Genomic DNA, 13319 nt, shown 5'->3' with positions numbered 1-13319 from the left:
ATATGGATAGTCTAAAAGAAAGAAAACAAATGTCATGGCAGGGATGGTTTTACGCCATTCAAAGAATTGATCTATTAATCATATCTATTTGCGGTGCAGGAATATATGTGATTTTGGAAACGCTTAAGTTTTCGAAGACTAATCCTCTCGAAAGCTTAACGTTAATCAAGGGAGCCGGCGCTCTATTTGTTTTGTCAATCGTCGTTAATTTCATAAGCCAGTTTACTGGAAAGAGTGCGAATGAGATGGATATGAAGATGTGTCAAGCGAAACTTGATGCCGGCCAAAAACCCAACAAAAAACAGGCCAAGGAAATTACTAAGTGTGACGACTTAGCAGACATTTACACAAAATGGACAAATGCATTGAACCTTATCAGCATGATAACGATGCTGGTTGCGCTTATAAGTCTAATTCTTTATTTCCTATTCAGCTTCTAGCTGGAGGCCTTCCGCCACCATCTGGAGTTTGTCGGTTGCCTTTTCCGGGGCCATCAGGTCTGTGATCTGGACGTGAGGGAGAATCTCGGCGAAGAGGTTGGGGGGATTCTCGTTGAGGTTGGTGTGGTGATTCTCTTCTGCTAGGTTGTGGGGAATCCCTCTTAGGTGGCTGAGGAGAATTAGGTTGTTTAGCCATTGCAGTTTAGTTGATGATCATGTTGTAATTTATATTATTTATTTATTATTACCGATTTAAGTAATATTATTTTGAATATCAGTAGCTGCGGCGATTATTGTAGGGTGAGGAAGTGGTTGTTGGAGTTGACTTAGGTTTAGTGGGGATTAAATCCCTTTTATCTGTACCTCGGGATGCCCTTCGGAACATCCCGAAGAGCGGCGTTGTTTTGCTAAGTGCTGACTTGTGGTAGGGGTCATAATTGCTCTTTTCTCAATTCTTTCAAGGTGAATAATTTTATCTCTGAGTTTCGATAGATTAAGACTTGATCATTTTTGCGATCCAGTAAAAAGGTGTGATTTCTGACGTTGCCGATAAACAATAATGTAGTTGTATCAGATTTTATGGTTTCCTCGTCCACTTTGAACTCAACGGTATATCTTGGCTTTCCATTAATGACATTGTTTGCACTGATTTTGTTTTTAGCTAATACATATCCAATAGCCATGGTGAAGAGAAAAACGAATACAAACCAATTCCTAAGTTTTTCATAAACGGTGCCATCAGCGGCAACCACAACTATCATTAGTACGAAAAATGAAATTAGGATGAAGTAGCCACTCAGGGCAAGTTCAGGTACCCTACTTGGGTAGGTGGTAGCAGCATTGTTTATTTGAAACACCACACCGACAACGGATAATATTCCTGTAAGTACAAGCGTCATTAACGATATAAAATAAAGCCTAACCCTCTTTTTGTTTCTAACTCCAACTGTGCGTTTGGAATTAGAAAAACCTAAGGGCTCATCAGCGATTGTTCTAAATGTGTAATAAAGCCAAGTAAATATCGCACCTAGGAAAACGACTATCAGCGTATATAGAAATGGTGTGAAGCGAAGCAATAGCTCAAAAGAATCAATGTAGTTATAGATAGTTATTCCGAATTCATTATAGTATGAATGAAGGTCAAAATAACCTATTACTATAAGGAGGGCTGGGGCAATTTTCAACGATTTTGAAATAAAATCTTCAATTTCGTTTTTTTCGGCTGGGCTTGCATCTTTACCCGCTATTTGTCTTCGATTGAACTTCCCTGAGAAATATTTATATCGCTTATTCATGAGTTTGGGTTATTTTGATAGCCTATACCCTCAGAAGCTATGTTTTAAGAGCATCTGAGGGTATATCTACTTCACTCCTCCGCCACAGGCTCTCCTTCTCCCTTCAGGTACTTATCCAAAAACACCAGCACCTGGCCGTAGCCTTTGATCTCGTTTTCCTTTTTGCGGAAGCCGTGGCCTTCGTCGTCGAACACTACATACTCTACCGGTACGCCATTGGCTTTTACGCCGGCTACTATTTCGTCAGATTCCACCGGAAGTACCCGCACGTCGTTGGCGCCTTGCAGTACCATGAGAGGCTTGGTTACTTTTTCTGTATGGAAGAGAGGTGAAATCTCATATAGTCTTACAGAGTCCGCCGTGTAAGGGTCACCCATCTCGTCGTATAGCGACTTGCGGAAGCTTTCCCAATAGGGGGGAATGGACTTCAGTGTGCGTAGCCAGTTGGTCACGCCAAACAGGTTCACGCCCACATTGAACTCCTCAGGCGCAAAGGTCAGCGCTGCCATTACCATGTAGCCGCCGTAAGAGCCACCAATGATGCCCACCTTATCCATGTCAATCACACCAGTAGAGGCCAGGTAGGTTTTGCCAGCCACGCAGTCTTTCAGGTCTTTGTCGCCATGGTTTTGGTCGTCCATGTGGTAGAAGGTTTTGCCGTAGCCGCTGCTGCCCCGGTTATTCACCGCCAGTATCGCATAGCCATGGTTCACCAGGTACTGGATGAGAGCGAAGTAGCTCAGTCTGGTTTGTCCGCCCGGGCCACCGTGTACCCACACCAGGGCTGGTACCTTCTCGCCGGGAGCAGCATTCTTGGGTTGATAATAGATACCCGGAATCTCCGTGCCGTCAAACGACTTGAATCGCACCACCTTGCCTTCCACCAGGTCGCTGGCTGCCATTTCTGGGTTGAGCGTGTCAGTTAGCTTGGTAAGGGCATTGGTTTCGAAATTGTACACATAGATATTGCTGGGCGATGCCGAGGTGCTCACTGTCAGCCGGGCCAGCTTTTCGCTGTCAGAAATGTTCACCGAGGCAATGCTGCCGCCTTCAATGGCAGGAAGGGTGACCTCCTTGCCGGTGGTCATGTCAAAAATATGCACTTTGGTGCTGGCATCTTCATTTACACCAATTACTCTGTATTTGCCGCTCTGTGATTCGTAGGCATACCACACATCCCATTTGTCTTCGTATACCTTTTCGGTGGCACCTGTTTCCAGATTGAGTTTTACCAGATACACAAACTCAGCACCTTCGTCCGTCAGGTAGTACAGCTCCTTGTTATCTAGACTGAAGAACTGTGGGTTGTATTGCACATCGCCTTCATGCTCGCTGATGTCGGTAGTTTCGCCTGTTGCTTTGTTGAAGAGGTACATTTTGGAGTCGGCGCTGGTGATGGACTCAGTCAGTGCGAAGTAGTTCTTGTCTGGCGAAATGGCAGCCACATCTCTGCCGTCGTTGTTTTGGTAAATCACCTCACCAAAACCAGTCTCGCTATCAAGTGAGGCAATGGTGCGCTCATATACGTCCATGTATTTTGCGTCCCGCTTGTTGGAGGCAATGAACATGCTCTGCTTGTCCTGACTCCAGCCGTAAAACGAGCTCTTGGCGCTGTCGTAGGGCGTCAGGTCTTTCTGCGTGCCATCTGGTGTTTGCAGGTAAATATGATTGTTCTCATTGCCCCCCTGATCGGCGGTGAAGAGCACCCGCTCGTCGTTCGGAAAATAGGAGAGGGCAAAGTAGGAGTCGACCGTGGAGTTGGTCAGCTGTTTCTTTTCGCCTTTGCCATCCACTGGTATTTCGTAGGCATTGTAAATACCGGTTTCGTTGGTGGAAACGAGCATCTTCGACTCGTCAGGCGAGAAGCTGCCGCCGCTCACGTTGATGTTTTTGTAGAATTGCTCAATGGAGTAAGTTTTCACAGCCACTTTCTCCGGTGTTTGCTGGCAACCGAAAAACAAGCCGAATGCCGTTGCTGGCAGGATAAGTCTTTTCATAGAATTGGTAAGTTTTGGTTATTAGGTAAGGTAAAGATAGGGGAAAACAAGAAGTAGTTGGTAAGCAGTAGGGGAGTAAGTAGTGGCCCGCCTGAGCTAAAGCTTCGGCGGGCGAGGAAGACGGGAGACGGAAGTGAGGGCGTCGGTACGGCTAGTGGGCTTGTGGCGTTTGGGCCGTCAGCCGCCGGGGGGGGAAGAGTGGTCCGCCTTGGCTGTGCATTCTTTGTGTGTTCGTGCCTTTGTGGCGGTGATGTCCGGTTGTTGCGTCGGATGACGTTATGGTGGTCGGCCGCCGTTTTAGAGACGCAACCGGTGTCTGACGGCGCTTGCAGGCGGGGCTATTGGGCCGTTCCGAAACCTCCGACTGTTCAAAGCGCTAGAAATGGTTTAATAAAAAGAGGATGGCAGTCCTACCTCATCCGAACTATTTCGAGAAACTCAATGGCTTAGCATGACTCCTCGCATTGGGCTAATAATTATGGAAAAGAAGTTTTTAAGTGTGTTCGTAAAATATGGTATCTTTACTAAAAAGGGAGGTAATATGATCGTTGAAAGAACTCCAAATGAAATCTTATTGAAGATATCCCCCAATATCGACAAGTTCGCAATGGAACGATTGCTCGAATACATCGAGTACCTGGAAATGACGTCCGATGTAAAGGGCAAACAGGGAGATGCTGATAAGCTTGCTGATGAATTGAATGCCACCTGGTGGGCTAAAAATAGGGATAAGTTTATCAAGTGTAAGTTATTGTAGATGCTAACATGGTGTTCAGCGCCATTTTGAATACTAACGGAAAAATTGGCTATCTCCTTCTAAATTCTACCAGTCTTATAGAGTACGTGGCACCGGAGTATATGATATACGAGGTGAAAAAATATTTTTCAAAGATTGAGAAAATTACTAATAAGCCCTTTGATGAGATTGAAAGGATTTATGCCAGCACTATAAAGAATGTACAACTTATTTCGGAGTCTGAGATTCCATTTCAGCATTGGATAACGGCAGAAGAAATTGTGAGTGGCATTGATCCCAACGACACCCCATACGTAGCCTTTGCAGATTTTATGGGAGTGAAAATATGGACGGGTGACAAAGCCTTAAGGGCTGGTCTGACGAAGAAGGGCTACGATATAACAATCACTACTGATGACTTGTATGAATTTCAAAAAAGATCATTTTTGAAGTAAAAAAATAGGGGCAAAAACAAAACACCAGATGTTGCGCCGGATAGCTAACCGGTGTCTGACGGCTCTTACTTAAGGCTGCTTGCCGTACCGCCACTTTCGTTCGCTCGAGGCGTTGACCGACCCCGGACGGAGTGGAATAAAATGAGGATGCCGGTAAAGCATCCTATCAAGCAATTAGCTCAAACTCTGCAACTCCTTTTTCCTGCCCGTTCACGATCGGCGAGACTTTGTGTTTCCCTGGGTAGAATGTCCTGGTTGTAATGGGTCGGAAGCTGTGCTTTTTCTCTATATCAAGCTGACCATTGCCGGCGATTTTCCGTTCGCTTATTTTGAATACTTTTTTAGAGTGCTGGCCATTTTGCAGCAGATAATGGATGGCATATTCCAGTCGTAGCGCCTGGTCTTGCTCGGTTATGTTTCTGAGAGAAAATGAGAATTCGAGGTGCTGGCCTACATTAACGGCTGATGTATGGACTTCAAAAGATTTTAGCTCAACAACTGGCTGACTTGAAATTCCGAACAGCTCCAGCACCGCCACATTGCCTTGCTTTAGCAGCGTTCGGCACCCATGCTTCACAATAGCGTCGGTCTCCCTGGTTTTACCTTTCCATCGATGAGCAATAGAAATCACAAGTTCAGGATTGTCTTTTGCTATGTCATTCAGGTTGTTAGCCACGCTGCGCCGAACAAATTCTGAAGGATCGTGCTTGAGGTTCTCGAGGATGGGAAGTATGGCCGACGGATCTTTCTTCAGCTCAGGCAATGCCATGGCCCAGGGCAGTCGTGGCCTACAGCCCTCACTGGCCAGCCGCCTTACCCGATGATCTTCATGCAGGCTCCAGTCGTGCATCTGCCGCATCATTTTTTCACCGTACTTAACGATAAAAGGTCTCACAGCAAACTCGCAGCTAGCGAATTGAGTTAGCAATTCCATTAGCCGTGTTGAAGTATCGAAGTCGTCGATGCCATAGGTTTCGATGTAGTCGGCCAAGAACATGTATTCAAACGACATGGAGTTTGGATGGCGGCGTAGTAGAATTTGAACCACGCTTTCAATTGTGGCAGCTGACGCTTTGAAGCCGCCATGCAGAACCTGGTGCAAGGCCCAGGCGATGTGTTTCATCCTTTGCTTGAGCTCTTTGCCTTCCCATGAATCGTCGTGAACAAGGTTAAAGAATTGTGTTTTTGGGAACGAAGGGAATACCTGGCTTATGATTTCCGTGAAGTCGTTGGTGAATTTCTCCGAGTAAAGGTATTTGAGGGGAGTAGCCATTATTTGAATGTCGTCTTTAGCTGCCAAAAGTATCCACAGCTACTGACAACAGTATGTCAGTGAAAGTTCTCAGCCCAGAAAATAATAGTGGCGATCCTGCCCCATCCGACATTTATCTACCCACCTTGGCATAAGCCCGCACAGGAAACGTACCCATACCCTTGATTTTCGGAGGCACGGCGTGGAAGGTGTAACCAAAAGCAGGTAGCATGTCGAGGTTGCACATGTGCTCCACAATAAGGATGTCGGCGCCGAGAAGGGTGGAGTGCACGGGTCGGCTTTTGCCTCTGGTGTCATCAATGTTATGGCTATCGATGCCCACCAGTTTTACGCTGCACTCCCTGAGGTATTCTGCCGCCTCTTTGGTCAGGTACGGATGATCAGTGAAATAGGCCTCCGTGTTCCAGTTGGTGGCCCAGCCCGAGTGAACCAGCACAGCTTTGTTTCTGATCTCTTTGTTTTTGAAAAAGTCTACGCCAATTTCCATGACGCCTCTGGCTTCAATGGTAATGCCGTCTAGCCCTGTAAACGCTGTGAGGGGCACTTCCGATAGATCCATGCCCTCTTCAAAGAAATGAAATGGGCAGTCGATGTAGGTGCCGGTGTTGGCCACCATGTCAATGCGCCCAATTTGAACGGTCGCACCCTTGTCATAAATCTCTTTTGACTGCTCTCTGCTCAGGTAGTCGCAAATGACAGGGGCAGGCAGACCTTTGTAGGTCACCAATCCGTCAAAAATAGTATGACTGAGATCGATGAGTTCTTCTCCTTGTGCCAGCGAGATAGGTGATTTTTTGTGCTCTTCAGCAATGTAGCGCTTGTTGATAATTTTGACTTTGCCCACCATCAGCAGGCGCATGTCCCATACGATGTAGTCGGCCAAATCCTGATCAGATATAGACTCTCCGCCGATGTCGAGCCGAAATTCCTGACCCTGTATGCCGCCACCGTTGGTGAAACTGATATCGAAGTCGAATATTACACGTTTGGACATGGCTATGAACTCTAGTGATCAAAAAGTGATACAAAATGGCTTGCCAGGTAGTAGTGGGTGTTGGAGAGGTAAAAGTACAATATTCTCGGTCAAGTCCCTTCGAAATTTCCTAACTTGATAGGCTAACTTTTTGATAACGGTATCTTGATGATATGGACAACACTTTCGACGCTATTGTAATCGGCTCGGGAATTTCAGGGGGCTGGGCTGCAAAGGAGCTTTGCGATAAAGGACTTAAGACCCTTGTGCTGGAAAGAGGCCGGGATGTTGTGCACAACAAAGATTACCCCACTGCCAACCTGCACACCTGGGAGCTGAAGCACCGGGGTGCGCTGACAGAGAAATTCAGGAAGGACAACCCGCTGATAACAAAGGCGGCTGGGTTTGGAGAGGATAACAAACATTTTTTTATTGAAGACAAAGACCATCCTTACGTGCAGGAAAAACCTTTCGACTGGATCCGTGGCTATCAGGTGGGGGGCAAGTCGATTATTTGGGGAAGGGCTACCCAGCGCTGGAGCAAGTATGAATTTACTGCTCCTGAGCGACAAGGCTATGGCATGAACTGGCCGATAGGCTACGATGACGTAGCACCATGGTATTCTCATGTGGAGAAATTTATGGGTGTGTGTGGCACCAGAGATGGCATTGAAGCCATGCCTGATGGTGAGTTTCTTCCCCCGTTCCAGTTCAACTGTGTGGAGCAGCACATGAGCGACAAAATCAAAGAGCACTTTCCTGACAGGCACATGGTGCATGCCCGCTGGGCTCATATTACTGAGCCGCAGGAGATCCACATTCAGCAGGGAAGAGGCCAATGCCAGGCCCGCAATATGTGTATGCGGGGTTGTCCGTTTGGTGGCTACTTCAGCTCCATATCATCCACCTTGCCCTGGGCCGAGAAAACTGGTAATATGACTATTCGGCCTTTTTCTGTAGTGCACTCCATTCTCTACGATGAAGAAACAAGTAAGGCCACCGGCGTGCGGGTCATCGACGCCAATACCAAAGAGGTGACTGATTTCAAGGCCAGGATCATCTTCCTCAATGCTTCTGCACTCAATAGCACGCTGATCATGCTCAATTCCAAATCGAACCGTTTTCCTAATGGCCTGGGCAATGACCATGACCTACTGGGTAGGTATGTGGCGTTTCATAACTATCGGGGTTGGGCAAGCGGAGAAGTGGAAGGGTTTGAAGACAAGTACTACTATGGCCGTAACCCAACTGAGCCCATTATTGCCAACTTCAGAAACCTTGGAGAAAGGGATACTGACTTTGTGGGCGGCTACACTATCTTTTCCGGGGCATGGCGTGACAGAGGTGTGCACTTCAAGCAGCCTGCGATAGGTGCGGCTTACAAGCTATCACAGACCGAACCTGGCGGCTGGCATGTGTACATGTACATGCAGGGAGAAACCATTCCCAAAGCGGAAAATCATGTGAGGCTGAGTGCTACAGAAAAAGATCAGTGGGGGATACCGCTTTTGGTGACTTCGGTGGGATATGACGACAACGATGAAAAAATGCTACAAGACTTTCTCTCGCAAAGTATGCTGATGATGGAGAAAGCGGGTGTGAAAAACATTGAGACCAACGACAGCAAGCAGGCACCAGGCCTCGATATTCATGAGATGGGTGGTGCCCGCATGGGTACAGAGCCTGCTAATTCCATGTTGAACAAATGGAACCAGGTGCACCAGTGCAAAAATGTGTTTGTTACCGATGGGGCTTGCATGACCAGTACCGGCAACCAGAGCCCGTCGATATTGTATATGGCCCTGACTGCCAGGGCGGCGAATTATGCTGCTGAGGAGTTTAAGAAAGGTAATTTGTAAACGGAGAGCTATGAACAGAAGAGAAGCGATATCAGCGACTGCACTCCTTATGGGTGGAACCATGGTAGGTGCCCAGGCATTTTTAAGCGGGTGCAAGCCATCGGCTCCAAAAGAGGGGCTTTTTGGTGTCGACGACATAGCATTGCTGGATGAGGTTGGGGAAACTATCCTTCCAACAACGGAGGGCTCTGCGGGTGCCAAAGCCGCTAAAATTGGTGAGTTTATGAAGGTGATAGTCACTGATTGCTATTCTGAAAAGGAGCAAAAGGTATTTACAGAGGGGCTGGTGAAACTCAACAAGGCAAGCCAGCAAATGCAGGGAGATGACTTTATGGTCATTGGTGCTGGGAAGAGGGAGTTATTGCTTGTTGCTCTTTTGGAGCAAGCGGAAAAGTACAATGAAAGCAAAGCTGAGGACGAGCCTGTTCACTACTTTACTATGATGCATCAGCTCACCAATTGGGGCTACTTTACTTCAGAGCCGGGCGCTACGCAGGCGCTCAGGTATATCGCCGTACCGGGGCGATGGGAGGGATGCGTGCCCTATGCTAAAGGCGACAGGGCCTGGGCTTAGGAAATGGCCCAATAGGCGGCAACAAGCAAGGAGAGGAAAAAGGAGAACGAGGTGATGAGCCTGCCGGAGAAGCCAAGGATTCGTTCTGTCAGGTGAAAGGGAGCAGCTTGCAAACCGAAGAAGATCGTTCCGTAAAAAAGAAAGACAGGCAGGAACTCCAAAGAAAATAGACCTTCAAAAGAGTACCTTCCTTCGTCAACGTAGAATAGTATGAGAGTGATTATCGAGGCTATCGTCAAGAAGAGGCTATGAGCCAACTGGTTTTTTCTGGTGTGAACTAGTGCTTTCATAAAAGATTAGTTTTTACTTAATTCAGAGCGGGAGAGGTCAGCCATTTTTCTTCCAGAAGTCTTCGCTGCTCAAGGTTCTCCCATTTTTATGATCTTCCATTCCTTTATAAATGGATTCTTTTTGGCCCCCTGTTAAATCAGTATACCAATCTCCTTGCTGCGATGACTCTTTTAGTTGGCTAATGGCGTCAAGTAGACCCTCATCTTCAAGCTTTAGAATCCATTCAGCCAGTTGATTTTGGGTAGTCAAGGTCATATCACTTTCGTTTACAATAAATATAAGAAAAATTGGGTGAAGTCAGAAGCCTGGGTTTTAGACTTGAAAACAGTAATTGAAAAATTACAGCTTAATCAAATAACTATACTCATCAATCATTTCGTGCTCTATGCTGAAGCTGGCACCTTGCAATTCAAAGAAGCTACAGCAATTTTCAGATACGCCCTTGTATACAATCGTACAAATCACGGTTCCGGAATCACCAAGCTTTAGCTCAAACTCTGTAGACCCGTCTGCGCTTTTCCAACCTATTTCATTGGATACTATCTGGTTGTCTGTAATCAAAAAGTCCACCTCTTGCCCGGTATCGGTGGCTTTCAATTTGATGTCGGCTGTGCTGATCGTTCCATTTTCTATCAGATTAGCGCCGGTTTCCAAATCCACAATTTCTAGTGTAAAAGTCATTGGCGGACTGGTGCATTCTGACTTACAGCCACAGGAGTAACAGAAAAACAGGGTAGCAGCAATTGAAAAGATGGTTTTCATGGTATTGAAGTAGTTGCTCAAATATACAAACCAAGACCTGTTAAAGTGGCCTGGCTTCTACGCCTTCAAAAGAAATTTTTATAGGCTTGATGGTGCCGTCCTCATTGAACTCCAGTTTGTCGATGCAGGTAACTCTGTGATCCCGTCCTTCGTTCGGGATGGGGCGACGATGATACACAATATACCATTCGTCGGTATTGGGAACGTTGATCACAGAATGATGACCAGAGCCGGTAGCTACCTCAGGGTCTTGCGATAAGATGGTGCCAATTCTTTCAAATGGGCCAAACAAAGAACCGGAAATAGCATAGGCCACCCGGTAGGTTTCGTCACCCCAGTTGCCCTCGCTCCACATAAAGTAGTACTTGCCGTTTCTAATGGCAAAGGTGGGGCCTTCCACATAGCCTTCTGGTGTAATCTCTTTCACCAGGTCACCGTCTTCAAATGGCACCAAAGCCGTGAAGTCTTCATTCAGCTGCCCGATATTGCAATGTCTCCACCCGCCGTACACGATATAGTATTTGTCATCCATCGCTTTAAATACATACTGGTCGATGGGTTGGCCTCCATTGTAGAACTTATCGATTAATGGCTTGCCCAGGTAGTCGGTAAATGGCCCGGACGGACTGTCAGCCACGCCAATGCCGATGCCACCTTGCTGTTTGGCTGCATCAGGATTGTCTTTCCAGTAAGGCCCGTCCTGGTTTTGGATGTCGTTGGCTGCAAAGAATAGGAAGTACTTCCCATCCTTTTCAATGGCTGATGGAGCCCACATGGCCCGGTTGGCCCATTTCACAATAGTGGTGTCAATAATACTCTCATGTTTTGTCCAGGTGACGAGGTCTTTTGATGAAAAGGCATCAAGAAAAACCTGTTCTTCATATTTCGCTGAGAACGTGGGGTAAATCCAGTACTCATCGCCAAACACCACACCTTCCGGGTCGGCGTACCAACCTTCCCAAAGAGGGTTGCCTGATAGCACCTTCTCTTCCGTTTGACTGGTTTTGGTGTTTTGCTGACACCCGGATAGGACAAGTAGCAGTCCTGAAAAAGCAAACACTTTGTTCATTGTGTAAATTGATCGGTTGAACGAAAAAGTGAAGAAAGTGAGAGAACACTAGAACTCAAAAAAAGGAGGTTCAATTCCTTTCAGCCTTAGATAGACAATAGCCTCGGCCCGGTGGTGGGAGGTGTGAGCGAAGGCCCGGAGAAGCAAATCCCTGCCAGTGTGCTCTCTCCAATAATCCTCATCGATGACCTTTTGTCTATCCAGGTCGGCGGCTGTTAATTTTTGGATTATTGAAGTGCAGTAGTCAAAGTTTTCTTCGATGTAGATGCTGGCTGACGCTTTGGTGATTTCTTTGGGTTCCGGCATGGCTTGCTTCCCCTCGAAGGGTGCAATGTAAAAGGAGTTCCAGAAGGCCATGTGCGTCAGCTGCTTGCCAAAGCCCATCTGCTCAGGAGTTGGGGCATAGTTGAAATGCTCTTCTGGCATTTTGTCAAGCACTTTCAGTGTATAGCCTTTGCTGGTTTCCCAGCGGGGGAGGAAGTCGGATTTGAAATCTGTTGTGTGACTTCTGCCCCAACCGACTATTGGCAAGGTTGTGAGCAGTCCAGCACCCGCAGCTATTTTGGTGAGAGATTCTTTTCGGTTCATCGGCAAAAGGATTTACCGAATATATGGTTTTTTTGGACGAATATGTTGGAACCGTTTTGTTATCATTTTTGCTGGAAAGGGCAAAAATGTCGCCAAAACTACCTGCTGCATTAGTCGGCGTGGGTTGAAACCCACGCCTATGGTGTGCCTCCCCGATGGGGCTTGTTAAGCGCTGCTGTTTACTAAAAAGCCAATCGTCCATTGATTGTCTTGCGAACGAAAATTCTGAGCCCCTTTTTGTCATCATTTTTGCTGGAAAGGGCAAAAATGTCGCCAAAACTACCTGCTGCATTAGTAGGCATGGGTTGAAACCCACGCCTATGATGTGTCGCCCCGATGGGGCTCTCTGGTGTTGTTGGGCCGAAGCCTGTACCTAGTTTAATCTTCCACCCAGGTGTAGATGCTGTAGTAAAATCACTGTCTTCGCATCTTTGATTTCCGCTGTTTTCACCATTTCAAGGGCTTTTGCAAACGCAACCTCCAGCACATCAATGTCTTCATGCTCGTCAACGCCACCGCCGTCGCTTACTTTTTGCTCTTTGGTGTATGATGCAATGAAGAAGTACAGGATCTCGGTGACGGATCCGGGGCTCATGTAAAGCTCAAATACTTTCTCCGGCTTGCTGATCTTGTAACCTGTTTCTTCTTCTGTTTCTCTGCGGATGCACTCTTCGGGGCTGTCAGCATCCAGTAAACCAGCACATGCTTCGATCAGCATGCCTGTGTCATTACCGTTTACATATGTGGGCATCCTGAATTGCTTTGTGAGGATCACTGTCTTTTGTTCAGTGTTGTAAAGCAAAATAGTAGCCCCATTGCCTCTGTCGTAGCATTCTCTCGACTGGCTAAGCCATTCTCCTGCCTTTCCTCTGATTTGGAAGTCAACCTTGTAAAGCTTGTACCAGTTGCCGGATAGCAGCTCTTTCTTTTCAATTTTAATGTTGGGATTGTTCATATGTAATCATTAATCGATCAAAAGTAATCACAAAACAATCATTATCAAGAAT

General features: G+C 46.7%; 15 protein-coding genes. 5 read left to right on the top strand and 10 right to left on the bottom strand.

Annotated features, from left to right (window positions below):
- The first annotated feature begins 2 nt into the window (after window positions 1–2).
- Window positions 3–440 carry a hypothetical protein gene (locus tag RIG68_RS22320; RefSeq protein ID WP_350127499.1) on the top strand — a complete coding sequence of 146 codons (438 nt, stop codon included), beginning with the start codon at window positions 3–5 and terminating at the stop codon, window positions 438–440.
- A gap of 431 nt (window positions 441–871) precedes the next feature.
- Here the strand turns inward: RIG68_RS22320 and RIG68_RS22315 are convergent, their stop codons facing one another.
- Both RIG68_RS22315 and RIG68_RS22310 read right to left on the bottom strand, forming a co-directional pair.
- Complete coding sequence (locus RIG68_RS22315) at window positions 872–1735, bottom strand: hypothetical protein (protein WP_350127496.1); 864 nt, start codon at window positions 1733–1735, stop codon at window positions 872–874.
- A 71-nt stretch (window positions 1736–1806) separates the two neighbouring features.
- Window positions 1807–3732 (bottom strand): alpha/beta hydrolase family protein, encoded by a 1926-nt coding sequence (locus RIG68_RS22310; RefSeq protein WP_350127493.1) that lies wholly within the window; start codon window positions 3730–3732, stop codon window positions 1807–1809.
- Between the two features lie 541 nt (window positions 3733–4273).
- Between RIG68_RS22310 and RIG68_RS22305 the strand changes: the two genes are divergently transcribed.
- Both RIG68_RS22305 and RIG68_RS22300 read left to right on the top strand, forming a co-directional pair.
- The gene (locus tag RIG68_RS22305; RefSeq protein ID WP_350127490.1) at window positions 4274–4489 is read left to right on the top strand and encodes a hypothetical protein; all 216 of its coding nucleotides are present in this window, start codon (window positions 4274–4276) and stop codon (window positions 4487–4489) included.
- An 8-nt stretch (window positions 4490–4497) separates the two neighbouring features.
- Window positions 4498–4923 carry a PIN domain-containing protein gene (locus tag RIG68_RS22300; protein ID WP_350127487.1) on the top strand — a complete coding sequence of 142 codons (426 nt, stop codon included), beginning with the start codon at window positions 4498–4500 and terminating at the stop codon, window positions 4921–4923.
- A 166-nt stretch (window positions 4924–5089) separates the two neighbouring features.
- Here the strand turns inward: RIG68_RS22300 and RIG68_RS22295 are convergent, their stop codons facing one another.
- Together RIG68_RS22295 and RIG68_RS22290 are read right to left on the bottom strand one after the other, a co-directional pair.
- Window positions 5090–6196 carry a DNA alkylation repair protein gene (locus RIG68_RS22295; RefSeq protein WP_350127484.1) on the bottom strand — a complete coding sequence of 369 codons (1107 nt, stop codon included), beginning with the start codon at window positions 6194–6196 and terminating at the stop codon, window positions 5090–5092.
- A gap of 112 nt (window positions 6197–6308) precedes the next feature.
- Window positions 6309–7190 carry a cyclase family protein gene (locus RIG68_RS22290; RefSeq protein ID WP_350127482.1) on the bottom strand — a complete coding sequence of 294 codons (882 nt, stop codon included), beginning with the start codon at window positions 7188–7190 and terminating at the stop codon, window positions 6309–6311.
- A gap of 152 nt (window positions 7191–7342) precedes the next feature.
- Here RIG68_RS22290 and RIG68_RS22285 point away from each other — a divergent pair, with 152 nt between their 5' ends.
- A complete protein-coding gene (locus RIG68_RS22285; protein WP_350127479.1) occupies window positions 7343–9028 on the top strand; it encodes a GMC oxidoreductase in 1686 nt (561 codons plus the stop codon).
- A gap of 10 nt (window positions 9029–9038) precedes the next feature.
- The gene (locus tag RIG68_RS22280; protein WP_350127476.1) at window positions 9039–9602 is read left to right on the top strand and encodes a gluconate 2-dehydrogenase subunit 3 family protein; all 564 of its coding nucleotides are present in this window, start codon (window positions 9039–9041) and stop codon (window positions 9600–9602) included.
- Here the strand turns inward: RIG68_RS22280 and RIG68_RS22275 are convergent.
- From RIG68_RS22275 to nudK, 6 genes are all read right to left on the bottom strand, one after another.
- On the bottom strand, window positions 9599–9892 hold the full coding sequence (locus RIG68_RS22275; protein ID WP_350127473.1) for a hypothetical protein: 294 nt from the start codon (window positions 9890–9892) through the stop codon (window positions 9599–9601). The two genes, RIG68_RS22280 and RIG68_RS22275, sit on opposite strands and share 4 nt — an antisense overlap.
- A gap of 37 nt (window positions 9893–9929) precedes the next feature.
- Window positions 9930–10148 carry a hypothetical protein gene (locus RIG68_RS22270; protein ID WP_350127470.1) on the bottom strand — a complete coding sequence of 73 codons (219 nt, stop codon included), beginning with the start codon at window positions 10146–10148 and terminating at the stop codon, window positions 9930–9932.
- Between the two features lie 84 nt (window positions 10149–10232).
- A complete protein-coding gene (locus RIG68_RS22265; RefSeq protein ID WP_350127468.1) occupies window positions 10233–10574 on the bottom strand; it encodes a hypothetical protein in 342 nt (113 codons plus the stop codon).
- A 121-nt stretch (window positions 10575–10695) separates the two neighbouring features.
- Complete coding sequence (locus RIG68_RS22260) at window positions 10696–11724, bottom strand: glycoside hydrolase family 43 protein (RefSeq protein WP_350127465.1); 1029 nt, start codon at window positions 11722–11724, stop codon at window positions 10696–10698.
- 48 nt (window positions 11725–11772) lie between these two features.
- A complete protein-coding gene (locus tag RIG68_RS22255) occupies window positions 11773–12312 on the bottom strand; it encodes a DinB family protein (protein WP_350127462.1) in 540 nt (179 codons plus the stop codon).
- Window positions 12313–12685: 373 nt separating this feature from the next.
- The gene (gene nudK, locus RIG68_RS22250) at window positions 12686–13267 is read right to left on the bottom strand and encodes a GDP-mannose pyrophosphatase NudK (RefSeq protein ID WP_350127459.1); all 582 of its coding nucleotides are present in this window, start codon (window positions 13265–13267) and stop codon (window positions 12686–12688) included.
- Window positions 13268–13319: the final 52 nt, after the last annotated feature.

This window comes from Imperialibacter sp. (assembly GCF_040222385.1).
Classification (GTDB): domain Bacteria; phylum Bacteroidota; class Bacteroidia; order Cytophagales; family Cyclobacteriaceae; genus Imperialibacter.
Note: the sequence above shows the minus strand (reverse complement) of the source record. Positions and strands in the feature narration are given on the sequence as shown.